The following is a 25,641-nucleotide window of genomic DNA, read 5'->3' as shown; positions in this document are numbered from 1 at the left end:
GCCGTACGCGGCTGACCGCCGTCCCGCCCCCGGCTGACCGCCCAGCCGCCGCCGCTGCGGGCAGTCGTGCCTCCCTCAGTGCCTGAACGGCCTGGGAGGCACCCCCGGGGCGGCACGGGTGGGCGGTGGGGGAGGCACCTCGTGGCGCCGGGCGCGCGACCCACCCCCGCACCGCAGCCACGCCGGGCGACCGGGCGACGCGGGATCCGCGAGCCCTCGCCGGGCACCGCACCGGGTCGGTTACAGGCGCCCCAGTACCTGGCCCAGCAGCGCGCCCATCCGGGTCGCCGAGTCGCGGCCCGCCTGGAGGACCTCCTCGTGGTTGAGGGGCTCCCCGGTCATCCCCGCCGCGAGGTTCGTCACCAGCGAGATCCCCAGCACCTCGGCGCCCGCCTCACGCGCGGCGATCGCCTCGAGGACCGTGGACATGCCCACCAGGTCCGCGCCGATCACGCGGGCCATGCGGATCTCCGCCGGCGTCTCGTAGTGCGGGCCGGGGAACTGGGCGTAGACGCCCTCCTCCAGCGTGGGGTCGACCTCCTTGCACAGCGCGCGCAGCCGCGGCGAGTACAGGTCGGTGAGGTCCACGAAGTTCGCGCCGACGATCGGCGACGTGGCGGTCAGGTTGATGTGGTCGCTGATCAGGACCGGCTGGCCGGGGCGCATGCCCTCGCGCAGGCCGCCGCAGCCGTTGGTCAGGATGATCGTCTTGGCACCGGCGGCGACGGCCGTGCGGACGCCGTGGGAGACCGCGGCCACGCCGTGGCCCTCGTAGTAGTGCGTACGGCCGAGGAAGACCAGCGCGCGCTTGTCACCGATGGAGTACGAGCGGATCTTGCCGCCGTGGCCCTCCACCGCCGGCTTGGGGAAGCCGGGCAGATCGGTGACCTGGAGCTCGGTCTCGGGGTCGCCCAGGGCGTCCACGGCCGGTGCCCAGCCGGAGCCCATCACGAGGGCGACGTCGTGGGTCTCGGCGCCGGTGAGTTCGCGCAGGCGGGCCGCGGCGGCGTCGGCGGCGGCGTAGGGGTCGCCCTGGATGTCGTCCGGAAGAAGAGATGCGTTCACGTCGACGAGGGTAGCCGCTTTACGCCTACGCGCGTAGATGACGGAGGTCACGGGATCGGGATCGTTGTCTTGTCGTTTCCGACGAGATGCGGGTCGCGTCAGCAGGGGCGCTTGCGCAGCTCCATCACGTAGTCGTGGGGCGCCCCGGCGGACTCCGCGGCGTCCGCCACCTCGCCCAGGTAGCGGGCGGAGGGCAGACCGCCCTCGTAGGCGTTCAGGACGTAGGTCCAGGCCTTCTCCTCGCCGTCCAGGGTGTGGACCCGGACGCGCATCCGGCGGTATATGTCCAGCCCCACGCCCTCCCAGCGGTCGAGCGAGTCCTCGTCCATCGGGGCGACGTCGTACAGCGCGACGAAGACCTGCGACAGCGGGTCCTCGACGAGGGTCGCGAGGGCCCCCTCCCAGCCCATGTGCTCGCCCCCGAAGGTGAGCCGCCACCCGTTCAGCCAGCCGGTGGCGCGCAGCGGGGAGTGCGGGGCGCGGCGCGTCATCAACCGTGCGTCGAGGTTGCCGGCGTACGCGGCGTAGAGCGACATGGGGAGAGGGTACGGCAGCCTCCCCGGCGTCGCTCCGGTAACAGACGTGCCCCCGGGCGGTCCCACGTGGACCGGTGCGGGACAATGGAATACGTGACTCGGATCGTGATCATCGGTGGCGGACCCGGCGGATACGAAGCGGCGCTGGTGGCCGCGCAGCTCGGCGCGGAGGTGACCGTCGTCGACTGCGACGGTCTGGGCGGGGCGTCGGTGCTGACCGACTGCGTGCCGTCCAAGACTCTGATCGCCACGGCCGAGGTGATGACCACCTTCGACTCGTCGTACGAGGAACTGGGGATCATCGTCGCCGACGACACCCCGCCCATGGAGCAGGCCGCCCGGGTGGTCGGCGTGGACCTGGGCAAGGTCAACCGGCGTGTGAAGCGCCTCGCGCTGGCCCAGTCGCACGACATCACCGCCTCCGTGACCCGTGCCGGCGCGCGGGTCGTGCGCGGGCGCGGCCGGCTGGAGGGCATGCAGGCCCTCGACGGTTCCCGCAAGGTCGTCGTGACCGCCGCCGACGGCACCGAGGAGACGCTGACGGCCGACGCCGTGCTGATCTCGACCGGCGGCCACCCCCGCGAGCTGCCCGACGCCCAGCCGGACGGCGAGCGCATCCTGAACTGGACCCAGGTGTACGACCTGGAGGAACTGCCGGAAGAGCTGATCGTCGTCGGGTCCGGTGTCACCGGTGCCGAGTTCGCCGGTGCCTACCAGGCGCTCGGGTCGAAGGTGACGCTCGTGTCGTCGCGGGACCGGGTGCTTCCCGGCGAGGACCCGGACGCCGCCGCGGTCCTGGAGGACGTCTTCCGGCGGCGCGGCATGAACGTCATGGCGCGCTCCCGCGCCCAGTCCGCCAAGCGGGTCGGGGACCGGGTGGAGGTGACCCTCGCCGACGGGCGTGTCATCACCGGGTCGCACTGCCTGATGGCCGTCGGCGCCATCCCCAACACCGAGGGCATGGGCCTGGAGGAGGCCGGGGTCAGGCTCAAGGACTCCGGCCACATCCGCACCGACCGGGTCTCGCGCACCACCGCCCCCGGCGTGTACGCCGCAGGCGACGTGACCGGCGTCTTCGCGCTCGCCTCGGTCGCCGCGATGCAGGGGCGCATCGCCATGTACCACTTCCTCGGCGACACCGTGACCCCGCTGAACCTGAAGACCGTCTCCTCCAACGTCTTCACCGACCCCGAGATCGCGACGGTCGGCTACACGCAGGCCGACGTCGACGCCGGCAAGATCGACGCCCGCGTGGTCAAGCTGCCGCTGCTGCGCAACCCGCGCGCCAAGATGCAGGGCATCCGCGACGGCTTCGTCAAGATCTTCTGCCGGCCCGGCACCGAGATCGTGGTCGGCGGCGTGGTGGTGGCGCCGCGCGCCTCCGAACTCATCCACCCCATCTCGATCGCGGTCGACAACAACCTGACGGTCGAACAGATCGCGAACGCCTTCACCGTGTACCCCTCCCTGTCGGGATCGATCGCGGAGGTGGCCCGCCAGCTCCACACCCGGAAGGCCAACGGAGAGGGCTGAGCGGCCGGAACCGACTCCCCGCCGGTCACGGGGAGTCGCGACGCTTGCGGGTGGCATAGGCGGCCGGAGTAGGCGCATATACCACCTCCCTGCCTGCGCTGCGAACAACTTCTGTTATTCGGCGCATACTGCTGAAAGCAGACGGTCGTTGGGGTTACTGTCAGTTTCGTGTTCGCTGCAGAACGTCGCCAATTGATCCTCGAAATGGTGCGAGCGAACGGAGCCGTGTCGCTCCGTGAACTCGCCCGCGTCGTCCAGACCTCCGAAGTGACCGTACGGCGGGACGTGCGTGCACTGGAGGCAGAAGGACTCCTCGACCGCCGGCACGGCGGTGCGGTACTGCCGGGCGGTTTCACGCGGGAGTCCGGCTTTCCGCAGAAGTCCCATCTCGCGACCGCCGAGAAGACGGCCATCGCCGATCTCGCCGCGGGCCTCGTCGACGAGGGCGAGGCCATCGTGGTCGGGGCGGGGACCACGACGCAGGAGCTGGCACGCCGGCTCGCGCGGGTGCCCGGGCTGACCGTCGTCACCAACTCGCTGCTGGTGGCCCAGGCCCTCGCCCACGCCAACCGGGTCGAGGTGGTGATGACCGGCGGCACGCTGCGCGGGTCCAACTACGCCCTGGTCGGCAGCGGCGCTGAGCAGTCCCTCCAGGGGCTGCGGGTGTCCAAGGCCTTCCTGTCGGGCAGCGGTCTGACGGCCGAGCGGGGCCTGTCCACGTCCAACATGCTGTCGGCGTCCGTCGACCGCGCGCTGGTGCAGGCCGCCGCCGAGGTCGTCGTCCTCGCCGACCACTCGAAGCTGGGCACGGACACCATGTTCCAGACCGTGCCCACGGACCTCATCACCCGCCTGGTCACGGACGATCCGCCCGGCCACGACGACCGCGCGGCCACCGAGCTCCAGGCCCTCGCCGACCAGGGCGTGCAGATCGCCGTGGCCGGGGCCTCGGGGGGCGGGAGCGGCGCGGGAAACCCCCAGGCGGCCGGGGCTGACTCCGCCCCGGCACGGCAGCAGCGCCGGGACGTGCCGCTGCCCGGCCCGCGCCGCCAGGTCCCCGGTGCCGGGGCGGGGCTGCGGGCGGCCACGGCACTGGGCGACAACGCCGGGACCGAGCGGGCCCGGGTCGCGGATCTGCGCCGCCGCTGAACGGCCGTGCGGTCCGTCGCGTCCCCGTGAAACGCGGGGCGCCCGGCGGACCGCGGTGAACGGCCTGCCGGGCGCCCCGGTGCTGTCGTACGGGTGTCAGTCCTTGATCTCGCAGATCGCCGCACCCGAGGTGACGGACGCGCCGACCTCGGCGCCCAGGTTCTTGATGGTGCCGGACCGGTGGGCGTTGAGGGGCTGCTCCATCTTCATGGCCTCCAGGACGACGATCAGGTCGCCCTCCTTGACCTCCTGGCCCTCCTCCACCGCGATCTTCACGATGGTGCCCTGCATCGGGGAGGCGAGGGTGTCGCCCGAGGCAGCCGGGCCGGACTTCTTCGCCGCGCGCCGCTTGGGCTTGGCGCCGGCCGCGAGGCCCGTGCGCGCCAGGGACATGCCCAGCGAGGACGGGAGGGAGACCTCCAGGCGCTTGCCGCCGACCTCGACGACGACCGTCTCACGGCCCGCGTCCTCGTCCGCCTCGGCGTCCGCCGGGGCGGTGAACGGCTTGATCTCGTTGACGAACTCCGTCTCGATCCAGCGGGTGTGGACCGTGAAGGGGTCGGCCGAGCCGGTCAGCTCCGGGGCGAACGCCGGGTCGCGCACCACGGCACGGTGGAACGGGATCGCGGTGGCCATGCCCTCGACCTGGAACTCCTCCAGGGCGCGGGCGGCGCGCTGGAGCGCCTCCTTGCGGGTGCGGCCGGTGACGATCAGCTTGGCCAGCAGGGAGTCCCACGCCGGGCCGATCACCGAGCCGGACTCGACGCCCGCGTCCAGGCGCACGCCGGGGCCGGTGGGCGGGTTGAACGCGGTCACGGTGCCGGGGGCCGGGAGGAAGTTGCGGCCCGGGTCCTCGCCGTTGATGCGGAACTCGAACGAGTGGCCTCGCAGCTCCGGGTCGCCGTAACCGAGCTCCTCGCCGTCGGCGATGCGGAACATCTCGCGGACCAGGTCGATGCCGGCGACCTCCTCGGTGACCGGGTGCTCCACCTGGAGACGGGTGTTGACCTCGAGGAAGGAGATCGTGCCGTCGTTGCCGACGAGGAACTCGACGGTGCCCGCGCCGACGTAGCCGGCCTCCTTCAGGATCGCCTTGGAGGCCGAGTACAGCTCCTCCATCTGGGCGTCCGACAGGAAGGGCGCGGGAGCCTCCTCCACCAGCTTCTGGTGGCGGCGCTGGAGCGAGCAGTCACGGGTGGAGACGACGACCACGTTGCCGTGCTGGTCGGCCAGGCACTGGGTCTCCACGTGGCGGGGCTTGTCGAGGTAGCGCTCGACGAAGCACTCGCCGCGGCCGAACGCGGCCACGGCCTCACGGACCGCCGAGTCGTACAGCTCGGGGACCTCTTCGAGGGTGCGGGCGACCTTCAGGCCGCGTCCGCCGCCGCCGAAGGCCGCCTTGATGGCGATCGGCAGGCCGTGCTCCTCGGCGAACGCCACGACCTCGTCCGCCCCGGACACCGGGTCGGGCGTGCCGGCGACCAGCGGGGCGCCGGCACGCTGGGCGATGTGCCGGGCGGCGACCTTGTCACCCAGGTCGCGGATGGCCTGCGGGGGCGGGCCGATCCAGATGAGACCCGCGTCCAGGACCGCCTGCGCGAACTCGGCGTTCTCCGAGAGGAAGCCGTAGCCGGGGTGGATGGCGTCCGCGCCCGACTCGCTCGCCGCCTTCAGCACCTTGGCGATGTCCAGGTAGCTGGTGGCCGGGGTGTCACCACCCAGGGCGAACGCCTCATCAGCGGCGCGGACATGCAGAGCGTCCCGGTCCGGGTCCGCGTAGACGGCCACGCTCGCGATCCCGGCGTCCCGGCAGGCCCGGGCCACGCGGACAGCGATTTCGCCACGGTTGGCGATGAGCACCTTGCGCACGATTGAGGCTCCCTCCTTGAAACAAGCCGAGTTTAGGGACTGCCGACACGGCACTTCGACCCGTCCCCAATGGTGAGCTTGCCCACACGGAGAGTGATTCGAGGCTCGCTCGACCCGCGAAATCCCTTGTCCTACCGCGTTACGCAGGACTCCTCCGCGTAACCCTAGCCCTCTTGTGTGGCCAAGGTCTCTGTGAGAGCGTGCCGCGCGCCACTCCGATTCTTTGTGGAGTCCCTACGAATGGCCCAATGATTCTTTGCCCGTCGCAGAACCCTTGCCGCGAGGTTTACCCGTTAGTAGCGTTTGCGGCGTCCGGAACGTACTCGGGGTAACGGCTGTCCGGGGCGGCAGCGGTCGAAGGTGGGTGGGGCCGGTGGCGGTGCGCAGACCGGTGGCGTGGATCGTGGCGGTCGTGCTGTTCGCGGAGGCGCTCGCAGTCGCCGCGCTGAACTGGTTCCTGGGCGTCGTCGTCGACCGGCAGGACATGTCCCTGGCCGGCCTCGACCCGGACATGATGTCCGTGTCCTCGAAGATCGGCGGCGTGGTCTTCGGGCTCTACTTCGCCCTGTGCGCCCTGGTCGCCCTGCTGGTGGCGCTGCGGGACCGGCCGCCCGCCGGGTTCGGCAGGGTCCTGCTGATCAGCGCGGCCGTGGTCCACGGACTGCTCGGCGCCTTCACCTGGGGGCTGGTGGGCTGGCAGGCCTTCCTGTCCATGCTCCTCGTGCTCGCCCTCATCGTGCTGCTGCTGATGACCTACGACGACCGGCCGGAGCCGGCCGCCGGACCGTCGGGGGGCGGCCAGGGCGACGACGGCTCCCCGGTCAGCTCTCCGCCCGCTCCCACAACTCCGTGATGCCGACCCCCAGTTCGGCCAGCAGCCGGCGTACGAGGGGCAGGCTGATGCCGATGACGTTCCCGTGGTCACCGTCGATGCCGTCGATGAACGGCGCCGAGCGGCCGTCCAGGGTGAAGGCCCCGGCGACGTACAGCGGCTCGCCGGAGGCGACGTACGCGGCGATCTCCTCGTCGGTCGGGTCGCCGAAGCGGACGACGGTGGAGGCGGTCGCCGAGACGTGGCGCCCGGTAACGGTGTCCCAGACGCAGTGGCCGGTCTGCAGCGTGCCGGCCCGTCCGCGCATCGCCTTCCAGCGGGCGGTCGCCTCCTCGGCGTCCGCGGGCTTGCCGAGGGCCTGTCCGTCCAGGTCGAGCACGGAGTCGCAGCCGATCACCAGCGCGCCGGCCACCTCGGGCTTCGCGGCCACCACGGAGGCCTTGGCCTCGGCGAGGGCGAGGGCCAGCTCGGCGGGGGTGGGGGCGGAGACGGCGTCCTCGTCGACGCCGCTCACGATCACCTCGGGCGCCAGCCCGGCCTGGCGCAGCAGCCCGAGCCGGGCGGGGGACTGGGAGGCGAGGACGAGTCGGCGGCGGGGCTGCTGGTCTGTCATGCGGCCAGGGTAGCGGCGGTGCCCCGGCGGGCTACTTGAGCCCGGCCACGATCATCGCCAGCACCATGGCCAGCGCCAGGAGAACGCCCAGCCGCCGAAGCATGGCCTGCATGTCGCGCAGTTCCTCGGGCGGCTCGTTCTCGGGGTCGGACCACAGCATGACACCAGCGTGCGGCCGGGCGACGGGGCGGCGCTTGAGTACGGGTACTCATTTGGGACGCGGGGACGGCCCGGCGTGCGCCCACGCGGCGCGGCCGCACGCCGGCAGGGCCCCCGTCCCTGCCCCGGTCCGCTAGCCGGGCCAGTAGGTGCGGCCCCACGACGCCGGGCCGGGCCGGGGGACCCTGGCGACGGCGATGCGGGACGGGTCCGACCACGCGTCCCGCGGGCCCGGCGCGCCGGACGGCTCGTCCTGAGCCGCCGCGGCGCGCGCCCGGACCACCGCCAGGGCGGCGGCGAGCTCCTCCGGGGTCGGATTGCCCCGTACGACCTTGATCGTCACAGCGGCTCCTTACAGGGGGATGTTGCCGTGCTTCTTCGGAGGGAGGGATTCCCGCTTGGTGCGGAGCTGACGCAGACCGCGGACGATGTGGCGGCGGGTGTCGGACGGCATGATCACCGCGTCGACGTAGCCGCGCTCGGCCGCCGTGTAGGGGTTGAGGAGGGTGTCCTCGTACTCCTGGATCAGCCGGGCCCGCACCACCTCCACGTCCTCGCCGCTCGCCTCCGCCTCGGCGAGGGTGCGGCGGTGCAGGATGTTGACGGCGCCCTGCGCGCCCATGACGGCGATCTGGGCGGTGGGCCAGGCCAGGTTGAGGTCGGCGCCCAGGTGCTTGGAGCCCATGACGTCGTAGGCGCCGCCGAAGGCCTTGCGGGTGATGACCGTGATCAGCGGGACCGTGGCCTCCGCGTAGGCGTAGATCAGCTTGGCGCCGCGGCGGATGATGCCGTCGTGCTCCTGGTCGACGCCGGGCAGGAAGCCGGGGACGTCCACGAAGGTGAGCACGGGCACGTTGAAGGCGTCGCAGGTCCGCACGAAGCGGGCGGCCTTCTCGGAGGCGGTGATGTCCAGGCAGCCGGCGAACTGCATCGGCTGGTTGGCGACGATGCCGACCGGACGGCCCTCGACCCGGCCGAAGCCGGTGAGGATGTTCGGCGCGAACAGCGGCTGCGTCTCGAAGAACTCGGCGTCGTCCAGGACGTGCTCGATCACCGCGTGCATGTCGTACGGCTGGTTCGCCGAGTCCGGGACGATCACGTCGAGCTCGCGGTCCTCGTCCGTGACCGCGAGGTCCGCCTCCTCGGGGAAGGCCGGGGGCTCGGAGAGGTTGTTGGACGGCAGGTACGACAGGAGCTGCTTGACGTACTCGATGGCGTCCTTCTCGTCGCCCGCCATGTGGTGGGCCACGCCGGAGGTCGCGTTGTGGGTGCGGGCGCCGCCCAGCTCCTCGAAGCCGACGTCCTCACCGGTGACCGTCTTGATCACGTCGGGCCCGGTGATGAACATGTGCGAGGTCTGGTCGACCATGATCGTGAAGTCGGTGATCGCGGGCGAGTAGACCGCGCCGCCCGCGCACGGGCCCACGACCAGGCTGATCTGCGGGATCACACCGGAGGCGTGGGTGTTGCGGCGGAAGATCTCCCCGTACGCGCCCAGCGAGGCCACGCCCTCCTGGATGCGGGCGCCGCCGGAGTCGTTGATGCCGATGACCGGGCAGCCGGTCTTCAGCGCGAAGTCCATCACCTTGACGATCTTCTGGCCGTAGACCTCGCCGAGGGCGCCGCCGAAGACGGTGAAGTCCTGCGAGAACACGGCGACGGGGCGGCCGTCGACGGTGCCGTAGCCGGTGACGACGCCGTCCCCGTAGGGGCGGTTCCGGTCCAGGCCGAAGTTGGTGGACCGGTGCTGGGCGAACTCGTCCAGCTCGACGAAGGACCCCTCGTCGAGCAGGAGATCGATCCGCTCGCGCGCCGTCAGTTTGCCCTTGGCGTGCTGCTTCTCGACCGCGCGTTCCGAACCGGCGTGCGTAGCCTCCTGGATACGGCGCTGTAGATCCGCGAGCTTGCCCGCGGTCGTGTGAATGTCAGGCTGCTGCTCTTCCGGCTCGGACATCGGGATGCGGCTCCCTGCCTGCTCAAAAGGGGGGACGGTTACTCATCCGTAGAGTAGTAGGGGGTCCTCCGATCGGCAGTGCGGTGTTTCCCACACCTAGTGTGGGTTGCATGACGCCCCGAGATGCCTCCGACCCCTTCGGCAGCCGCTGGTCCGACCTGGACCGGCCGCCCCTGAACCCCGCGGCGCTGCGCCGGGGACTGGTGCGCGAGGGGGGACTGTGGCGGCAACTGGACGTGGTGCAGCGCACCGGCTCCACCAACTCCGACCTGGTGGCCCGCGCCGCCGCGGGCACGGCGGACGAGGGCAGCGTGCTCGTCGCCGAGGAGCAGACCGCCGCGCGGGGGCGCCTCGACCGGCAGTGGACGGCGCCGGCCCGCTCCGGGCTCTTCTTCTCCGTGCTGCTGCGGCCCGCCGAGGTGCCCGTGGCCCGCTGGGGCTGGCTGCCGCTCCTCACCGGCGTCGCGGTCGCCACCGGGCTGTCCCGGGCGGCCGGGGTGGACACGGCCCTGAAGTGGCCCAACGACCTGCTGGTCACGGTGGACGGCGAGGAACGCAAGGCCGGCGGGATCCTGGCCGAGCGAGCCGGCGACGGGGTGGTCGTCGGCGTCGGCGTGAACGTCACCCTGCGGGCCGACGAGCTGCCCGTCCCCCGGGCGGGCTCCCTCGCGCTGGCCGGCGCCGTGAGCACCGACCGGGACCCGCTGCTGCGGGGCGTGCTGCGGGCCCTGGAGGACTGGTACGGCCGGTGGCGCTCGGCGGGCGGCGACCCGGTGGCGAGCGGCCTCCAGGAGACGTACGCGGCGGGCTGCGCGACGCTCGGCCGCACGGTACGGGCGGAACTGCCGGGGGACCGCTCCCTGGTCGGCGAGGCGGTGGCCGTCGACGGTGACGGCCGGCTGGTCCTGGCCACGGACGCGGGGGTGCAGCAGCCGGTGGGGGCCGGGGACATCGTGCATCTGCGGGGGGTGTGAGGCGGCGTCCGGGGGCGCGCCGAGCGGCTCCCGGCGGAGGCACGGGGAGCGGCCCGCCCGTGTTGCCCGGGGGCGTCCGGGCCGGTCAGGTGGCGGGAGGGGTGCGGGTGCCCGCCCGCCGCGGCCGGAGACTTCCCGGGAGTGAGCTGGGGCACACCTGACGTAAAGTTGGGCGCGGTCGATACCTGACCGCGGCAGATCGGAAGGGCAGCAGGCGTGACCGTCGACGACACGGGCTCCGGCGCGGACGGGGACGGCCGGGTGGACCCCGAGCCGGGCCCGGACTCCGCCGATTCCGGCGAGGACCCGCTCGCACTGCGCCTCGAAGGGCTCATCCTGGGCGCCGAGCGCCGCTACACACCCTTCCAGGCCGCCCGCAGCGCGGGCGTCTCCATGGAACTGGCCTCCCGCTTCTGGCGGGCGATGGGCTTCGCCGACATAGGCCAGGCCAAGGCGCTCACGGAGGCCGACGTCCTGGCCCTGCGGCGCCTGGCCGGTCTCGTGGAGGCGGGGCTGCTCAGCGAGGCCATGGCCGTGCAGGTGGCCCGGTCGACCGGGCAGACCACCGCCCGGTTGGCCGAGTGGCAGATCGACTCCTTCCTGGAGGGCCTGACGGAGCCGCCGGAGCCGGGGATGACCCGCACCGAGGTGACGTACCCCCTGATCGAGCTGCTCCTGCCGGAGCTGGAGGAATTCCTCGTCTACGTCTGGCGCCGCCAGCTCGCCGCCTCGACCGGCAGGGTCGTCCAGGCCGGCGACGACGAGGAGATGGTGGACCGGCGGCTCGCGGTCGGCTTCGCCGATCTGGTCGGCTTCACGCGGCTGACCCGCCGGATGGAGGAGGAGGAGCTCGGCGAACTCGTCGAGGCCTTCGAGACCACCGCCGCCGACCTGGTGGCCGCCCGCGGCGGACGCCTGATCAAGACCCTCGGCGACGAGGTGCTGTACGTCGCCGACGACGCGGGCACCGCCGCCGAGATCGCCCTGCGCCTCATCGAGACGATGGCGAACGACGAGACCATGCCGGAGCTGCGCGTCGGCCTCGCCTTCGGCACGGTGACCACCCGGATGGGCGATGTCTTCGGCACGACCGTCAACCTGGCCTCCCGGCTGACCTCGATCGCCCCCAAGGACGCCGTGCTCATCGACTCCGCCTTCGCGGAGGAGCTGATCCGCACCCGCGACGCCCCGTCCTCCGAGGCGCAGGCGGCCGAGGAGGCCGCGGCGGCGGAGAAGGAGGGCGAGGAGCCCCCGGTGTACCGCTTCGCGCTCCAGCCGATGTGGCAGCGGCCGGTACGAGGTCTCGGCGTGGTCGAGCCGTGGCTGCTCACCCGGCGGGACGGCGGCGGGGAGTAGCCGCGGGAGCGGCGCTGCTCAGCCGCCGCCGAGCAGCAGGTCCACGCAGAGACCGATGATCGGCACGCACAGTCCCGGATCCGCCGGCTGCGGTGCGGGCGGCGTACTGCGGCTCGGGGTCGGAGTGGGCGTGGGACGCGGCGCGGGAGCACCGGTGCCGGGCGGCGGCTGGGTCGGCTGAGTCTGCTGTGGAGGGTGAGGCGTGGGCTCCCCGGCCCCGGTCCCCGGCGCGTGAGGCCCCTCCGGGGCCTCCGGGACGCCCGTGGCGTCCGCCGCCGACGAGGGTGCGGGGTCGTCCGGGGCCGACGGGGACGGCGGGCTGCCCGGGGAACCGCTCGCGGACGCGCCGGGTATGAGGGCCGGGCCCGGGGGCGCGCTCATCCCGTCCATGAGGGACGTCGCCGACGGGCTCGCGGCGGGCCCGGTGCCGGTGCCCTCGCCCGTGCCGGCGGGGGAGCCGCGGTCCGCGCCGGTGTCCTCGCCCGCCTCGACGCGGGGCGCCGCTCCGGCGCCGAAGCCGTCGAGTGCGCCGACCCCGGTCTCGGTGCCCAGGCGTACGAGGCTCAGCGCACCGATCGCCAGCACCAGTCCCCCGAGGGCGAGCAGCGCCTTACGGGGCCTCGTCCGCCGGTGACGGCCCCGGGCGCGGGGGCGCGGGGGAGGTGCCGCGACGGTGGGCGGGGTGGTTGTGGCTGCTGTGGTGGCTGTCTCCGTTGCCGTCGGGGTCGGCGTGCCCGGCGCGTCTTGTGCGGCCTGTGCGTCCACAGGGGTGCCCCGCTCGGCGGCGGCCGGCCTGTCCGCCGCGGGCCGCGCCGATGTGACCTCCGGTGTGACCTCCGGGCCCGTGGTCGCGTCCGGTGGTGTGGCCGTCGCGGCGTCGGTCGTCGCGTCGGTCGGCGTGCCTGGCGCGTCCTGCGTGCTTGCCGTCGCGCCTGTCGGCGTTTCCGTCGAGGCGCCTGCCGCTGTGGCCGGCGTGGCGGTCGTCGGCGTGTCCGTCGCGGGCCGCGCCGACGTGGCCTTGGGGCCGTTGGCGGCGCCCGGTCGTGGAGCCGCCGTCGTGCTCGTGGTCGTATCCGTCGCGGCCGCTGTCTCCGCCGGCTCCGCAGCGGTGCCGGCCGGTGCGTGCGGTGCGGCCCGCGTGTCCGTCGCGGTGGTCGTCGGCGTGTCCGTCGCGGCCTTCGCCGTCGTGTCCGTCCCCATGATCCCTCCCCTGCGCAGGTGCCCCCGTCGCTGCGCTGTGGCGAGCGACCATAGGCGCTGGGGTGGGCGGGCGCGGGGGGAATGGCGGAACGTCACTCGAACGGGTAAGCGGGGGCAGGGTGCCCCGGTGGGCGTGCCCGGGGTTTCCCCGCGTGCCTCCGCCTGCGATGATCGGGCGGTCGGATTGTTAACCCGCGTTAACCGGAGGGTGTCATGAGCGAGGAGCGGTTCGGAGAGTTCGTCGTGGTGCGGCGGCACGGGGACGGACATGTCGCGGAGCTCGCCCTCGACCGGCCGAAGGCCATGAACGCCGTCTCGACCGACATGGCCCGCTCCGTCAGCGCGGCCTGCGCCGCGCTGGGCGAGGACCGGGACGTACGGGTCGTGGTGCTGACCTCCACGCACGAGCGGGCGTTCTGCGTCGGCGCCGACCTCAAGGAGCGCAACTCCTTCTCCGACGCCGACCTGCTGAGGCAGCGGCCGGTGACGCGCGGCGCCTACACCGCCGTACTGGACCTGCCCGTGCCGACCGTCGCCGCCGTGCACGGGTTCGCGCTGGGCGGCGGCTTCGAGCTGGCGCTGTCGTGCGACGTGATCGTGGCCGACCGTACAGCCGTGGTGGGGCTGCCCGAGGTGTCGGTCGGGGTGATCCCGGGCGGCGGCGGCACGCAGCTCCTGCCGCGCCGGGTCGGAGCGGCGCGCGCCGCCGAGCTGGTGTTCACGGCACGCCGGGTCGAGGCCGTCGAGGCGCGTGAGCTGGGGCTCGTCGACGAGCTGGTGGACGAGGGGAAAGACCGGGAGCAGGCGCTCGCCCTGGCGTCCCGGATGGCCGCCAACTCGCCCGTCGGACTGCGGGCGGCCAAGCGGGCGCTGCGGCTCGGGCACGGGCTGGATCTGCGGGCCGGACTGGAGGTCGAGGACGCGGCGTGGCGGTCGGTGGCCTTCTCCGGGGACCGTGCGGAGGGAGTGGCGGCGTTCAACGAGAAGCGGGCGCCGCGCTGGCCGGGGGAGTGACCCCGCGGGCGGCCCGGGACCGGTCCCCGTTCGCGTCGTTCATGTCAGCGTTCGCGCCGGAAGGTCCTTAGCCTGGAGTGATGGGTGAGGACAGGCGGCTCGCGGCCGTCGTGGCGTTGGCGCAGGGTATGGCCGCCGCGCACAGTTCGCGCGAGGCGTGGCGGGCGGCGGCCGTCGGCGCCTGCCGGGCGCTGGGCGGCAGCTTCGCGGCCCTGTCGGTGTGGGAGCGCGAGCTCGGCCGGCTCCGGGTCCTGGTGAACGTGGGCGAGCGGGCGGAGGACGAGGAGGAGTTCCCCGAGGACGAGTCCTACCCGGTGCACCAGTTCGCGGAGATCACCGAGTTCCTGCACGAGCGCTGGGCCGGCGGCGGCGAGCCCGACGCCTGGGTCGAGACGGCCGCCGGCCCCGCCGCGGGGAGCCCCGGATACGTCCACCAGCGCGTCGCGGCCCTGCGCCGCCGGGGGCGCGGCTGCTGCGTGGTCGCGCCGATCGTGCTGCACGGGCGTGCCTGGGGCGAGCTGTACGTGGCCCGTCCGGTGGGCGAGCCCGTCTTCGAGCGCGGCGACGCCGACTTCGCCACCGTGCTGGCCTCCGTGGTGGCCGCCGGGATCGCCCAGACCGAGCGGCTGGAGGAGGTCCGGCGCCTCGCGTACACCGACGCGCTCACCGGGCTCGCCAACCGCAGGGCGGTCGACACCCGCCTGGACGAGGCGGTGGAGCGGCACCGCGCGGAGGGGGTCGTCGTCAGCCTCGTCGTGTGCGACCTCAACGGGCTCAAGCAGGTCAACGACACCCACGGGCACGCCGTCGGCGACCGGCTCCTGGAGCGCTTCGGGTCGGTGCTCTCGCTGTGCGGGGCCATGCTGCCCGGTGCGCTCGCGGCCCGGCTCGGCGGCGACGAGTTCTGCCTGCTCGCGGTCGGACCGCCCGCCGACGCGGTGGTCAAGGCGGCCGAGGAGCTGTGCCGCCGCGCGGCCGAGCTGGAGCTGGGTGACGGGGTGGCCTGCGGGGTCGCGTCCACCGAGGATCCCGTCGGTCCGGTCCGCTCCGCCCGGAGGCTGTTCCGGCTGGCGGACGCCGCGCAGTACCGGGCCAAGGCCGAGCGGACGGACCGCCCGGTGGTGGCCGGCCGCGAGGGGCCCGCGGACCCGGTCGTGCGCCTGGCCGACGAGCCGACCCGCGAGGAGGACGGGGAGCGGCGCCGCTTCCGCGGGCGGCACGCGCCGTAGGGCGAGCGTGCCCGCACGGGGTAAGGGGCGCCCGCCGGATCCAGGGGTGACATCATCGAATTCACTGCGTACGCTCCTGAATATGAATATGCACACTGTGGTGGTGGGGACGTCCGGTGTCACGGCGTCCGACGTCCTCGCCGTGGCGCGCGGCGGCGCCCGGGTCGAGCTGTCCGGCGAGGCCGTGGAGGCACTGGCCGCGGCGCGCGGGATCGTGGACGCGCTGGCCGCCGAGCCGAACCCCGTCTACGGCGTGAGCACCGGCTTCGGGGCCCTGGCGACCCGGCACATCAGCCCCGACCTGCGTGCCCAGTTGCAGCGCAACATCGTCCGCTCGCACGCCGCCGGGATGGGGCCGCGCGTCGAGCGGGAGGTGGTCCGCGCGCTGATGTTCCTGCGGCTGAAGACCGTCTGCTCCGGGCACACCGGCGTCCGGCCCGAGGTCGCCCGGACCATGGCCGACGTCCTCAACGCCGGGATCACCCCCGTCGTGCACGAGTACGGCTCCCTCGGCTGCTCGGGCGACCTCGCCCCGCTCTCCCACTGCGCCCTGACCCTGATGGGCGAGGGTGACGCCGAGGGCCCCGACGGCACGGTGCGGCCGGCCGGTGAGCTGCTCGCCGAGCACGGGATCACCCCGGTCGAGCTGCGCGAGAAGGAGGGACTCGCCCTGCTCAACGGCACCGACGGCATGCTCGGCATGCTGGTCATGGCCCTCGCCGACCTCGACACCCTCTACCGGTCCGCCGACGTCACCGCCGCGCTGACCCTGGAGGCCCTGCTCGGCACCGACAAGGTGCTCGCCCCCGAGCTGCACGCCATCCGCCCGCACCCCGGGCAGGCCGCCAGCGCCGCCAACATGCTCGCCGTCCTCAAGGGCTCCGGCCTGACCGGCCACCACCAGGACGACGCCCCCCGCGTGCAGGACGCCTACTCGGTGCGCTGCGCCCCGCAGGTCGCCGGCGCCGGGCGCGACACGATGGCCCACGCCCGCCTGGTCGCCGAGCGGGAGCTGGCGGCGGCCGTGGACAACCCCGTCGTCCTGCCCGACGGGCGCGTGGAGTCCAACGGCAACTTCCACGGCGCCCCGGTCGCCTACGTGCTCGACTTCCTCGCCGTCGCCGTCGCCGACCTCGGCTCCATCGCCGAGCGGCGCACCGACCGGCTGCTGGACAAGAACCGCAGCCACGGCCTGCCGCCGTTCCTGGCGGACGACGCCGGTGTCGACTCCGGCCTGATGATCGCCCAGTACACACAGGCCGCCCTGGTCGGCGAGCTGAAGCGGCTCGCCGTACCGGCGTCCGCGGACTCGATCCCGTCCTCCGCGATGCAGGAGGACCACGTCTCCATGGGCTGGTCGGCGGCGCGCAAGCTGCGCACGGCCGTCGACAACCTCACCCGGGTGCTGGCCGTCGAGCTGTACGCCGCCACGCGCGCGATCGAGCTCCGCGAGGGCCTCACCCCCGCCCCGGCCTCGCGGGCCGTGATCGACGCCGCGCGTGCCGCCGGTGTCGCGGGCCCCGGACCGGACCGGTTCCTCGCGCCCGACCTCGCGGCGGCGGACGCGTTCGTCCGGAGCGGAGCCCTGGTGGCCGCGGCGGAGACGGTCACCGGACCGCTGCGCTAGCCGTTACGGCCGCCGGAGTGGCCGGCCGGGAACACGCGGGGCCCCTGTCGGTCGACGGGGGCCCCGCGGCATGGGTGGGTACGTATGCCCTGGAAGGTCAAGAGACCCAAAAGAACGTCAACTGTTCTTAAAAATCGAAGCGTTCCCGGCGCACCGAGTAGACGACGAACCCCGCCCCCAGACCGAGGCAGGCGGTGCCGCCGATGACGTACGGAGTGCTGTCGAAGCTTCCGGTGTCGGCGAGGCGGGCGCTGTCGTCACCGGAGTTCGCCGTGTCCACCGACAGGGCTCTGGCCTGCTCGGTGACCTGCGGCGACGGGTTCGTGGAGGCGGCCTCGGCGGCCGGGCTCTCGGGAGTCGCGTTCGCGGACGGGACGAACCACAGGGCGCACAGCAGACCGCCCGCGGCGGCGGCGGTCAGCAATGGACGGCGAGCGGATGACACGGAATATCGATCCCCTTGTGGCGCTGGCGAATTGGCCGTGTGGGCCGATGTTAGTGAAAGTCGCGGGTCACAGGAAAGTCACGGGAGCGCCCGGCCGTACTCTCCGGGCATGAGCACTCCTGAGACATCACGTTTTGTGCGACTTCGCGTGGACCTCGTGCTGGCCGTCGACGACGAGGAGGCGGTCACCGGTGCCGCGCTCCAGGCACTCGCCGCCGACTCCGCGCTCTCCGAGGCGGAACGGGCGCACACCGAACGGGCCGTGACCGAGGACACCGCGGAGGCCCTGGCCTGCCTCGTGGACCCGTTCGACCTGGTCGGAGCGGTCCCCGGAGTCGAACTGCAGCAAGCCTCCTGGAGCAGCGAGCAGATCGACTACGACCCCGCCTCGCCCGACTGGGACCTGGACGAGGATGATGGCGGCCAGGACGAACCGGAAGACGGGGAAACGGCGGCCGGCTGACGGCCCGTGGGGAAATCGTGACCCCCGGGCGGCAACCGCCGTCCGGGGTTTCTCCGTCTCAAGGGAAGCGCCGACCGGCCCCCCGCACCGCTCGCCGCTCCGCGGCGGACGTGGTGTGTCCCACACCTGCCCGCGATATGGAACGGGACGAACCGGTCGTAGCGTTGAAACGCATTGACGGGGGAGCTCGGGGTTTCTGGACTCGGCAACGATGGAGAAGCGTGTGATGACGGACGGTAAGCGGCGCAAGGGCCTGGTGGCCGCGTCCGCACTGCTCGGCGGTGTGCTGGTGCTTTCTGCATGTTCCAGCGGCGACGCCGGCACCTCCGGGGGTGGGGACAAGGCCTCGCAGGCACAGGTCGACGAGGCGGCGGCGAAGAAGACCTCCGAGGCCCAGATCAAGATCACGCCGGCGGACGGGTCGGACAACGCCTCCATCAACAACTCGGCCGCCGTCACCGTGAGCAAGGGAACGCTCACCGAGGTCAAGATGACCGCCACCGACGGCACCGAGGTCAGCGGCCAGATATCCGCCGACAAGACGAGCTGGAAGCCCACCGGGCAGCTCGAGCGGGCCACCACCTACAAGCTGAGCGCGAGCGCGCAGGACTCCGAGGGCCGCGCCGCCCACGAGAACGCCTCGTTCACCACGGTCTCCCCGAAGAACAGCTTCATCGGCACCTTCACCCCCGACGACGGCACCACGGTCGGCGTCGGCATGCCCGTGTCGATCAACTTCGACAAGGAGATCACCAACAAGGCCGCCGTCCAGAAGGGCATCACGGTCGACACCAGCAGCGGCCAGGAAGTCGCCTGCCACTGGTTCAGCACCCAGCGGATGGACTGCCGCCCCGAGAACTACTGGCAGGAGAACTCCACCGTCACCCTCAAGCTGGCGCTCGACGGGGTCGAGGGCGCCGACGGCGTCTACGGCGTCCAGCAGAAGACGGTCACCTTCAAGATCGGCCGCAACCAGGTCTCGTACGTCGACGCGAAGACCAAGCAGATGAAGGTCACGCAGGACGGCAAGACGATCCGGACCATCCCGATCTCCGCCGGCTCCCCCGACAACAAGACCTACGAGGGTCAGATGGTGATCTCCGAGAAGTTCAAGGAGACCCGGATGAACGGCGCGACGGTCGGCTTCACCGACGACGACGGCAAGGGCGAGTACGACATCAAGGACGTGCCGCACGCCATGCGCCTGAGCACCTCCGGCACCTTCATCCACGGCAACTACTGGGGCGCCAAGTCCATCTTCGGCAACGCCAACACCAGCCACGGCTGCGTGGGCCTCGCCGACGTCAAGGGCGCCGGCGACCCGAACACGCCGGGCTCCTGGTTCTACGACAACTCGATCGTCGGTGACGTGGTCGTCGTCCAGAACACCGGTGACAAGACCATCGCCCCGGACAACGGCCTCAACGGCTGGAACATGGACTGGGCCCAGTGGAAGGCGGGTTCGGCGGTCTGACGCCGAACGCCCCGCGGCTCACCGCGACTTCGAACGGACGCCCGTCGCCCCTCACCGGGGGCGGCGGGCGTCCGCCGTACGGGCGGCCTCACTGCGCCAGTGGGGCCGCCGCGTCCGTGCCCCAGCTCGCCAGCAGCCGCAGGGCCTCGGCCGAGGGGGAGCCCGGCTCGGCGTGGTAGGTGACGACCGCCTGCTCGTCGTCGTCGACCAGGCGGAACGTCTCGAAGGACAGGGTCAGTTCCCCCACCAGCGGATGCCGCAGCCGCTTGACGCCGTAGCTCTTCTCCTTGACGTCGTGCGTGGCCCACAGCCGCCGGAACTCCTCGCTCTTCACGGACAGTTCGCCGACCAGGGCGGACAGCCGCGGGTCGTCCGGGTGCCGGCCCGCGTCCATGCGCAGGAAGCTGACCATGTCGTACGCCTTCTGGTCCCAGTCGACGAACAGCTCGCGGTACTCCGGGTTCAGGAAGACCAGCCGCGCCCAGTTGCGCTCCTGGGCCGGCAGCAGGCCCCAGTCGCCGAAGAGGGCGGCGGCCATGCGGTTCCAGGCGAGGATCTCCGCCCGGCGGCCCGACACGTAGACCGGCACCGTGTCGATCGACTCCAGGAGCTGGAGCAGTGCCACCCGCACCGGCCGCTGCCCCCGTGCCACCGCACGGCGGCGCTGCTGCTTCGGCTTGGCGAGGTGCGTCAGATGGGCGTGCTCGGCGTCGGTGAGCCTGAGCGCCCGGGCGATGGAGTCCAGGACCTCCGCGGACACGTTCTGCCCGTTGCCCTGCTCCAGCCGCGTGTAGTACGCCACGGACACCCCGGCGAGCTGCGCCAGCTCCTCGCGGCGCAGTCCGGGCACCCGGCGGTGCCGTCCGAAGTCCGGCAGCCCCACGTCCTGAGGCTTCAGCCTGGCCCGCCGGCTCCGCAGGAACTCGCTCAGTTCGGCACGCCGGTCAAGCTGTCCATCCATGCCCTCCAGTATTCCCGGTCGTACGCACAGGAGGCTGTCCCCGTCGGTGGTAGGAACGCTGGACGTAGGCACGACCGTGGTCTGGGTGCCGGCCGGGCGAAGCGGCAGGGTGGAGGCCGAAGACCCCTCTACGAGAATTCCGGAGACCCCGGCATGACCACTGTCGCCGCGTACGCCGCACCCGCCGCCAAGGCTCCGCTGGAGCGCACGACCATCGAGCGGCGCGAGGTGCGCGAGCACGACGTCCTGATCGACATCAAGTTCGCCGGCATCTGCCACTCCGACATCCACCAGGCCCGCGAGGGCTGGGGCGAGGCCCTCTTCCCGATGGTCCCCGGCCACGAGATCGCGGGCGTCGTCTCCGAGGTCGGCCCCGGCGTGACCAAGTTCGCCGTCGGCGACCGGGTGGGCGTCGGCTGCATGGTCGACTCCTGCCGCGAGTGCGACGCCTGCCTGGCCGGCCTCGAGCAGTACTGCGCGAAGGGCAACGTGGGCACCTACAACGCCGTCGGCAAGGACGGTGAGCCGACCTACGGCGGCTACTCGCAGAAGATCGTCGTGGACGAGGCGTTCGTCCTGCGCATCCCCGACGGCATCGCCCTGGACGAGGCCGCGCCCCTGCTGTGCGCCGGCATCACCACCTACTCCCCGCTCCGCCACTGGAACGCCGGCCCCGGCAAGAAGGTCGCCGTCGTCGGCCTGGGCGGCCTCGGCCACATGGGCGTCAAGCTCGCGCACGCCATGGGCGCCGAGGTGACCGTCCTGTCGCAGTCCCTGCGCAAGCGGGAGGACGGGCTGAAGCTGGGCGCCGACCACTACTACGCCACCAGCGACCCGGCCACCTTCGAGCAGCTCGCGGGCACCTTCGACCTGATCGTCTCCACGGTGTCGGCCCCGCTCGACCTCGGTGCCTACCTCTCGCTGCTGAAGACGGACGGCGCCCTGGTGAACGTCGGCGCCCCCGAGGAGCCGGTCTCCCTCAACCTCTTCTCGGTGATCGGCGGCCGCAAGACCCTCGCCGGCTCCATGATCGGCGGCATCCGCGAGACCCAGGAGATGCTGGACTTCTGCGCCGGGCACGGCATCGGCGCCGAGATCGAGCTGATCGCCGCCTCCGAGATCAACGACGCCTACGAACGCGTCCTGGCGAGCGACGTCCGCTACCGCTTCGTGATCGACACGGCGACCATCTGACGCCTCCGGCCGCGCCCACGCCCGGCCGGACGCGGAATCGCCGGGAGCCGTCATGCGTTGTGGTTCGTGGGAGTGGACACCGGCGGCGCGAGCCGGGCCGCCCGAGTGACCGAGCTGAGAGATTGTGGAGGGCCGCGATGGCTGCGCAGACGCAGAGGGCCGTGCTTGCGGGCGGATGCTTCTGGGGTATGGAGGAGCTGATCCGCCGGCTTCCGGGCGTGACCGCGACCCGGGTCGGCTACACCGGGGGCGACGTGCCGAACGCGACGTACCGCAACCACGGCACGCACGCGGAGGCCATCGAGGTGCTCTTCGACCCCGAGGAGACCGACTACCGCGCGATCCTGGAGTTCTTCTTCCAGATCCACGACCCGAGCACCAAGAACCGCCAGGGCAACGACATCGGCCTCAGCTACCGCTCGGCTATCTACTACGTGGACGACGAGCAGAAGCGGATCGCCGAGGACACCATCGCGGACGTGGACGCCTCCGGGCTGTGGCCGGGCAAGGTCGTCACCGAGGTCGAGCCGGTCGGCCCCTTCTGGGAGGCCGAGCCGGAGCACCAGGACTACCTCCAGCGGTATCCCGACGGATACACCTGCCACTTCCCGCGGCCGGGATGGCGGCTGCCCGCCCGCGACCAGGGCTGACAGCGGGACGGCCCGGCCGGAGTGATCCGGCCGGGCCGTCCGCGCTCCCGGCCGCGTGTCCACGGCTCACTGCGGCAGCGTCGCCGGGCTGCCGCCGTTCGCCTCGTAGCCCGCGACGGCCAGCGCGCGGTAGACCGCGAACTCCGCCGCCGGGTCGGCGGACAGGGTCCAGGGCAGCGCGCCGACGTGGCCGTCGACGAGGACGAGCTGGTTCATGGCCTCGGCCCAGCGCTCGCCGCGCACCAGGAAGAAGACCAGCAGGTGCCGCACGTGCGCCTGCATCGGGTCGTCGGGGCGGGCCGAGTGGACCGCGTGCAGCGCGCCGTGGACCGCCTTGGTGACGACCTCGCTCTGGTAGAAGCCGCTGACCAGATTGACCTCCGGCAGGTGCTCGAAGACCGCGAACAGCGGCGTCGCCGCCAGCAGCGAGCCCCGGGGCGCGCGGGCGGCGGCGGCCTCCGCGAAGGAGTACGCCAGCTCGCGGGAGCCGTGCCACTTCTCGCACCAGTAGTGCAGGGCGGCCAGATGCGCGCCCATGTGGTTCGGGGCGCGGTCGAGGATCTTCAGCCAGAGCTGCTCGAACTCCTCGCGCGGGTACGCAAGTCCCCGCGCCACCGACAGCTCGATGATGTACGGGATCGGGTCGCCGGGAGCCAGCAGCGCCGCCTCACCGCACGCCGCCTTCGCCTCCTCCATGATGATCCGGAACTCGTCCGTGCCCGGCGTCGCCGTCCGCCACGCCTGCTGCACCAGGAACTCGGCGTGCACGGCCGCGCCGCCCGCGTCCTTGGGGGCCTCCGCCCGCCACACCCGCAGCCACTGCCCGCCCGGCGTCTCGCCGACCCCGCCGGGCCGCTGCCGCAGTTCCAGCGAGGCGGCGCCCGCGAACGCCTGCACGCGCTGCCAGCGACGCTCGCCCTCGGCCTCCGTGCCGGCGAGGAGCTGCTGCGCCCCCCGGTAGTCCCGCGTGCGCTGCACCAGGTCCAGTACGTCCAGGAGGTCCTGGTCCGGACCCGGCATGCGGATGTCCAGCTCCTCCTCGCGGACGAAGCCGTAGTTCGCGGGGTCCGCCGCGTCCGGGTGGCCGGGCGAGACCAGGCCGACCGCGCCGCGCCGGCGCCGCAGTACGGGGAGCAGCACGAAGGCGAGCATCACCAGGGCGATCAGGACCCACAGAATCTCCATGCCACCAGCGAACCAGACACCGCCGACAATTGGCCAACCTGCCCCGTGCGCCTGTGGAAAACCCACGGGGCCGCGGACGGCACTACTCTCGGTGCCCATGAGCGACAGGCACATCAGTCAGCACTTCGAGACGCTCGCGATTCACGCGGGCAACACCGCCGACCCCCTGACGGGCGCGGTCGTCCCCCCCATCTACCAGGTGTCGACCTACAAGCAGGACGGCGTCGGCGGCCTGCGCGGCGGCTACGAGTACAGCCGCAGCGCCAATCCGACCCGCACGGCGCTGGAGGAGAACCTCGCCGCGCTGGAGGGCGGCCGCCGCGGCCTCGCCTTCGCGTCCGGACTGGCCGCCGAGGACTGCCTGTTGCGTACGCTGCTGCGCCCGGGCGACCACGTGGTCATCCCCAACGACGCCTACGGCGGCACCTTCCGGCTCTTCGCCAAGGTCGCCACCCGGTGGGGCGTCGAGTGGTCGGTGGCCGACAGCAGCGACCCCGCCGCCGTGCGGGCCGCGATCACCCCGAAGACCAAGGCCGTGTGGGTGGAGACGCCGTCCAACCCGCTGCTCGGCATCACCGACGTCGCGGCCGTCGCGGAGGTCGCCCGTGAGGCGGGCGCCCGCCTCGTCGTCGACAACACCTTCGCCACGCCCTACCTCCAGCAGCCGCTGGCGCTCGGCGCGGACGTCGTCGTGCACTCCCTGACCAAGTACATGGGCGGCCACTCGGACGTCGTCGGCGGCGCGCTGATCGTCGACGACCAGGAGCTCGGCGAGGAGTTGGCGTTCCACCAGAACGCGATGGGCGCCGTGGCCGGGCCGTTCGACTCCTGGCTGGTGCTGCGCGGCACCAAGACGCTCGCCGTGCGCATGGACCGGCACAGCGAGAACGCCGGCAAGGTCGCCGAGATGCTCACCCGGCACGCGCGCGTGACGAGCGTCCTCTACCCGGGTCTGCCGGAACACCCCGGGCACGAGGTCGCCGCCAAGCAGATGAGGTCGTTCGGCGGCATGGTCTCCTTCCGCGTCGAGGGCGGCGAGGAGGCGGCCGTCGAGGTGTGCAACCGCGCGAAGGTGTTCACGCTGGGCGAGTCCCTGGGCGGTGTCGAGTCGCTGATCGAGCACCCCGGCCGGATGACCCACGCCTCCGCGGCCGGTTCGGCCCTGGAGGTGCCCGGCGACCTGGTGCGCCTGTCGGTCGGCATCGAGAACGCCGACGACCTCCTGGAGGACCTCCAGCAGGCGCTCGGCTAGGCCCCCGCCCGGCCGGGCGGGCTCACCAGCCCTCCCAGCCCGTCACGGGTGGGGTCGTCCGCGACGGAGGCTCCACCCAGGGACGGACGTCCAGCGCCCACACCGTGAACGCCACGGCCGCGGCGCACAGCACCAGCCACATCAGAAGCCGGGCGGCGGTCCTGCGCCGCAGCAGCCTGCCGCCCCGGCGCAGGGCCTCCGCGTACAGCTCGGGAGGCACCCGCGGCGGTGACTGCTCCATCAGCCGCCGTGCGGCGGCCTCCCGTTCCAGCCGGTTCACCGCAGCCTCCCCGTGCGCGGCGCACGCGTGCCCGTCACGACGCCGCCTGCGCCGCCCGCCCGGAGGGCTGTGGCGGCGGGCGCAGCAGGACGGCCAGCGCACGGTCGTGGACCGTCCGTACGCGCTCCACGGGCAGCGCCAGCAGGGCGGCGGTCTGTTCCTCGGCCACCCCCTCGTAGAGCCGGAGCACCAGGACCAGGCGTTCCTGCGGGGTGAGGGCGCCGAGCGGCCCGGCAAGGCGGCGCCGGGCCCGGGCGAGGCCGCCGCCGTGGCGGTGCCAGGCCTCGCGGGCGAACCGGGTCGCCAGGTGCCGGCGGGCGTGGTCGTAGGGGTCCTCGCCGCGCAGCCCGTCCCAGCACGCGTACGTGTGGGCGAGGGTCAGCGCCAGCAGGCGCCGCGCGCGCGGGTTGCCGTCCGGCGCCTCCGCCGTGAGCAGGGTGGCGGTGTGCAGCAGCCGGCCGGCCGCGCCCGCGGTGAACGCCTCGAACTCCCGGGCCCGGCGGGCGTCCCGGAGCGCATGCCGTCCTCGCACCGCGCCTCCCGCCTGCTGGGCGACACCCGTGACCTCGGTGAGGAGAGGGGGACCCCGCGCGCGCGGGCGTGAGCCGGCCGCGTACGCCGAGGGCC

26 protein-coding genes are annotated in these 25,641 nt (G+C 72.9%); 13 read left to right on the top strand and 13 right to left on the bottom strand.

Translation table 11 applies throughout. The annotated features are described in order from the left end of the window. Positions 1–240: 240 nt before the first annotated feature. Together ACH499_RS16165 and ACH499_RS16160 are read right to left on the bottom strand one after the other, a co-directional pair. Positions 241–1,065 (bottom strand): purine-nucleoside phosphorylase, encoded by an 825-nt coding sequence (locus ACH499_RS16165; RefSeq protein ID WP_365593888.1) that lies wholly within the window; start codon positions 1,063–1,065, stop codon positions 241–243. 98 nt (positions 1,066–1,163) lie between these two features. Next, positions 1,164–1,601, bottom strand: coding sequence for a gamma-glutamylcyclotransferase (locus tag ACH499_RS16160; RefSeq protein ID WP_356199899.1), 438 nt, complete (start codon positions 1,599–1,601; stop codon positions 1,164–1,166). An 84-nt stretch (positions 1,602–1,685) separates the two neighbouring features. Here ACH499_RS16160 and ACH499_RS16155 point away from each other — a divergent pair, with 84 nt between their 5' ends. Both ACH499_RS16155 and ACH499_RS16150 read left to right on the top strand, forming a co-directional pair. After that, positions 1,686–3,134 carry an NAD(P)H-quinone dehydrogenase gene (locus ACH499_RS16155; RefSeq protein WP_399016330.1) on the top strand — a complete coding sequence of 483 codons (1,449 nt, stop codon included), beginning with the start codon at positions 1,686–1,688 and terminating at the stop codon, positions 3,132–3,134. Positions 3,135–3,302: 168 nt separating this feature from the next. Next, positions 3,303–4,283 carry a DeoR/GlpR family DNA-binding transcription regulator gene (locus ACH499_RS16150; RefSeq protein ID WP_356199895.1) on the top strand — a complete coding sequence of 327 codons (981 nt, stop codon included), beginning with the start codon at positions 3,303–3,305 and terminating at the stop codon, positions 4,281–4,283. 96 nt (positions 4,284–4,379) lie between these two features. Here the strand turns inward: ACH499_RS16150 and ACH499_RS16145 are convergent, their stop codons facing one another. Next, positions 4,380–6,152, bottom strand: coding sequence for a biotin carboxylase N-terminal domain-containing protein (locus ACH499_RS16145; RefSeq protein ID WP_356199894.1), 1,773 nt, complete (start codon positions 6,150–6,152; stop codon positions 4,380–4,382). 373 nt (positions 6,153–6,525) lie between these two features. On the opposite strand from ACH499_RS16145, the gene ACH499_RS16140 reads away from it, so the two are divergent. Further along, a complete protein-coding gene (locus ACH499_RS16140) occupies positions 6,526–7,005 on the top strand; it encodes a hypothetical protein (RefSeq protein WP_399016327.1) in 480 nt (159 codons plus the stop codon). Here ACH499_RS16140 and ACH499_RS16135 read toward each other — a convergent pair. From ACH499_RS16135 to ACH499_RS16120, 4 genes are all read right to left on the bottom strand, one after another. After that, on the bottom strand, positions 6,974–7,597 hold the full coding sequence (locus ACH499_RS16135; RefSeq protein ID WP_356199891.1) for a nucleoside triphosphate pyrophosphatase: 624 nt from the start codon (positions 7,595–7,597) through the stop codon (positions 6,974–6,976). The genes ACH499_RS16140 and ACH499_RS16135 overlap by 32 nt on opposite strands. Before the next feature lie 31 nt (positions 7,598–7,628). After that, the gene (gene mmpB / locus ACH499_RS16130) at positions 7,629–7,757 is read right to left on the bottom strand and encodes a morphogenic membrane protein MmpB (RefSeq protein ID WP_356199889.1); all 129 of its coding nucleotides are present in this window, start codon (positions 7,755–7,757) and stop codon (positions 7,629–7,631) included. A gap of 132 nt (positions 7,758–7,889) precedes the next feature. Beyond that, the gene (locus ACH499_RS16125) at positions 7,890–8,099 is read right to left on the bottom strand and encodes an acyl-CoA carboxylase epsilon subunit (RefSeq protein ID WP_399016325.1); all 210 of its coding nucleotides are present in this window, start codon (positions 8,097–8,099) and stop codon (positions 7,890–7,892) included. A gap of 9 nt (positions 8,100–8,108) precedes the next feature. After that, complete coding sequence (locus tag ACH499_RS16120) at positions 8,109–9,710, bottom strand: acyl-CoA carboxylase subunit beta (protein WP_356199886.1); 1,602 nt, start codon at positions 9,708–9,710, stop codon at positions 8,109–8,111. Positions 9,711–9,820: 110 nt separating this feature from the next. On the opposite strand from ACH499_RS16120, the gene ACH499_RS16115 reads away from it, so the two are divergent. Next, positions 9,821–10,684, top strand: a complete 864-nt coding sequence (locus ACH499_RS16115; RefSeq protein ID WP_399016322.1) for a biotin--[acetyl-CoA-carboxylase] ligase — start codon at positions 9,821–9,823, stop codon at positions 10,682–10,684. A gap of 216 nt (positions 10,685–10,900) precedes the next feature. Then, positions 10,901–12,040 (top strand): adenylate/guanylate cyclase domain-containing protein, encoded by a 1,140-nt coding sequence (locus ACH499_RS16110; protein ID WP_356199883.1) that lies wholly within the window; start codon positions 10,901–10,903, stop codon positions 12,038–12,040. Positions 12,041–12,058: 18 nt separating this feature from the next. Here the strand turns inward: ACH499_RS16110 and ACH499_RS16105 are convergent, their stop codons facing one another. Then, positions 12,059–12,625, bottom strand: coding sequence for a hypothetical protein (locus tag ACH499_RS16105; protein ID WP_399016320.1), 567 nt, complete (start codon positions 12,623–12,625; stop codon positions 12,059–12,061). Positions 12,626–13,453: 828 nt separating this feature from the next. Here ACH499_RS16105 and ACH499_RS16100 point away from each other — a divergent pair. The 3 genes from ACH499_RS16100 to hutH all read left to right on the top strand — a co-directional run bounded on the left by ACH499_RS16100 (position 13,454) and on the right by hutH (position 17,110). Then, a complete protein-coding gene (locus ACH499_RS16100) occupies positions 13,454–14,254 on the top strand; it encodes an enoyl-CoA hydratase-related protein (RefSeq protein WP_356199879.1) in 801 nt (266 codons plus the stop codon). Positions 14,255–14,334: 80 nt separating this feature from the next. Then, positions 14,335–15,483: a sensor domain-containing diguanylate cyclase gene (locus ACH499_RS16095; protein WP_356199878.1), complete on the top strand. Its 1,149-nt coding sequence runs from the start codon at positions 14,335–14,337 to the stop codon at positions 15,481–15,483. A gap of 88 nt (positions 15,484–15,571) precedes the next feature. Beyond that, positions 15,572–17,110 carry a histidine ammonia-lyase gene (gene hutH / locus ACH499_RS16090; RefSeq protein ID WP_356199911.1) on the top strand — a complete coding sequence of 513 codons (1,539 nt, stop codon included), beginning with the start codon at positions 15,572–15,574 and terminating at the stop codon, positions 17,108–17,110. A gap of 127 nt (positions 17,111–17,237) precedes the next feature. Here hutH and ACH499_RS16085 read toward each other — a convergent pair whose 3' ends face one another. Beyond that, entirely contained in the window at positions 17,238–17,555 is a 318-nt protein-coding gene (locus ACH499_RS16085; protein ID WP_399016318.1) for a hypothetical protein, read from the bottom strand. Between the two features lie 109 nt (positions 17,556–17,664). Here ACH499_RS16085 and ACH499_RS16080 point away from each other — a divergent pair, with 109 nt between their 5' ends. Further along, positions 17,665–18,018: a hypothetical protein gene (locus ACH499_RS16080; RefSeq protein ID WP_356199872.1), complete on the top strand. Its 354-nt coding sequence runs from the start codon at positions 17,665–17,667 to the stop codon at positions 18,016–18,018. 226 nt (positions 18,019–18,244) lie between these two features. Continuing rightward, the gene (locus ACH499_RS16075; RefSeq protein ID WP_399016316.1) at positions 18,245–19,492 is read left to right on the top strand and encodes an Ig-like domain-containing protein; all 1,248 of its coding nucleotides are present in this window, start codon (positions 18,245–18,247) and stop codon (positions 19,490–19,492) included. 88 nt (positions 19,493–19,580) lie between these two features. Here ACH499_RS16075 and ACH499_RS16070 read toward each other — a convergent pair whose 3' ends face one another. Beyond that, positions 19,581–20,453 carry a helix-turn-helix transcriptional regulator gene (locus ACH499_RS16070; RefSeq protein ID WP_356199869.1) on the bottom strand — a complete coding sequence of 291 codons (873 nt, stop codon included), beginning with the start codon at positions 20,451–20,453 and terminating at the stop codon, positions 19,581–19,583. Positions 20,454–20,606: 153 nt separating this feature from the next. On the opposite strand from ACH499_RS16070, the gene ACH499_RS16065 reads away from it, so the two are divergent. Both ACH499_RS16065 and msrA read left to right on the top strand, forming a co-directional pair. Beyond that, positions 20,607–21,647 (top strand): NAD(P)-dependent alcohol dehydrogenase, encoded by a 1,041-nt coding sequence (locus ACH499_RS16065; RefSeq protein ID WP_356199867.1) that lies wholly within the window; start codon positions 20,607–20,609, stop codon positions 21,645–21,647. A gap of 137 nt (positions 21,648–21,784) precedes the next feature. After that, positions 21,785–22,297: a peptide-methionine (S)-S-oxide reductase MsrA gene (msrA, locus tag ACH499_RS16060; RefSeq protein ID WP_356199865.1), complete on the top strand. Its 513-nt coding sequence runs from the start codon at positions 21,785–21,787 to the stop codon at positions 22,295–22,297. Positions 22,298–22,363: 66 nt separating this feature from the next. On the opposite strand, the gene ACH499_RS16055 is transcribed toward msrA, so the two are convergent. Beyond that, positions 22,364–23,482 carry a hypothetical protein gene (locus ACH499_RS16055; protein ID WP_399016313.1) on the bottom strand — a complete coding sequence of 373 codons (1,119 nt, stop codon included), beginning with the start codon at positions 23,480–23,482 and terminating at the stop codon, positions 22,364–22,366. Between the two features lie 97 nt (positions 23,483–23,579). Here ACH499_RS16055 and ACH499_RS16050 point away from each other — a divergent pair, with 97 nt between their 5' ends. Next, on the top strand, positions 23,580–24,734 hold the full coding sequence (locus ACH499_RS16050) for a cystathionine gamma-synthase (RefSeq protein WP_399016311.1): 1,155 nt from the start codon (positions 23,580–23,582) through the stop codon (positions 24,732–24,734). 22 nt (positions 24,735–24,756) lie between these two features. Here ACH499_RS16050 and ACH499_RS16045 read toward each other — a convergent pair whose 3' ends face one another. Continuing rightward, the gene (locus ACH499_RS16045; protein ID WP_356199861.1) at positions 24,757–25,014 is read right to left on the bottom strand and encodes a hypothetical protein; all 258 of its coding nucleotides are present in this window, start codon (positions 25,012–25,014) and stop codon (positions 24,757–24,759) included. A gap of 34 nt (positions 25,015–25,048) precedes the next feature. Then, positions 25,049–25,546: a sigma factor-like helix-turn-helix DNA-binding protein gene (locus ACH499_RS16040; RefSeq protein WP_356199859.1), complete on the bottom strand. Its 498-nt coding sequence runs from the start codon at positions 25,544–25,546 to the stop codon at positions 25,049–25,051. Positions 25,547–25,641 lie beyond the last annotated feature (95 nt).

Source organism: Streptomyces sp. NPDC018947 (assembly GCF_044390505.1).
In the GTDB taxonomy this organism is placed as follows: Bacteria; Actinomycetota; Actinomycetes; order Streptomycetales; family Streptomycetaceae; genus Streptomyces.
Note: the sequence above shows the minus strand (reverse complement) of the source record. Positions and strands in the feature narration are given on the sequence as shown.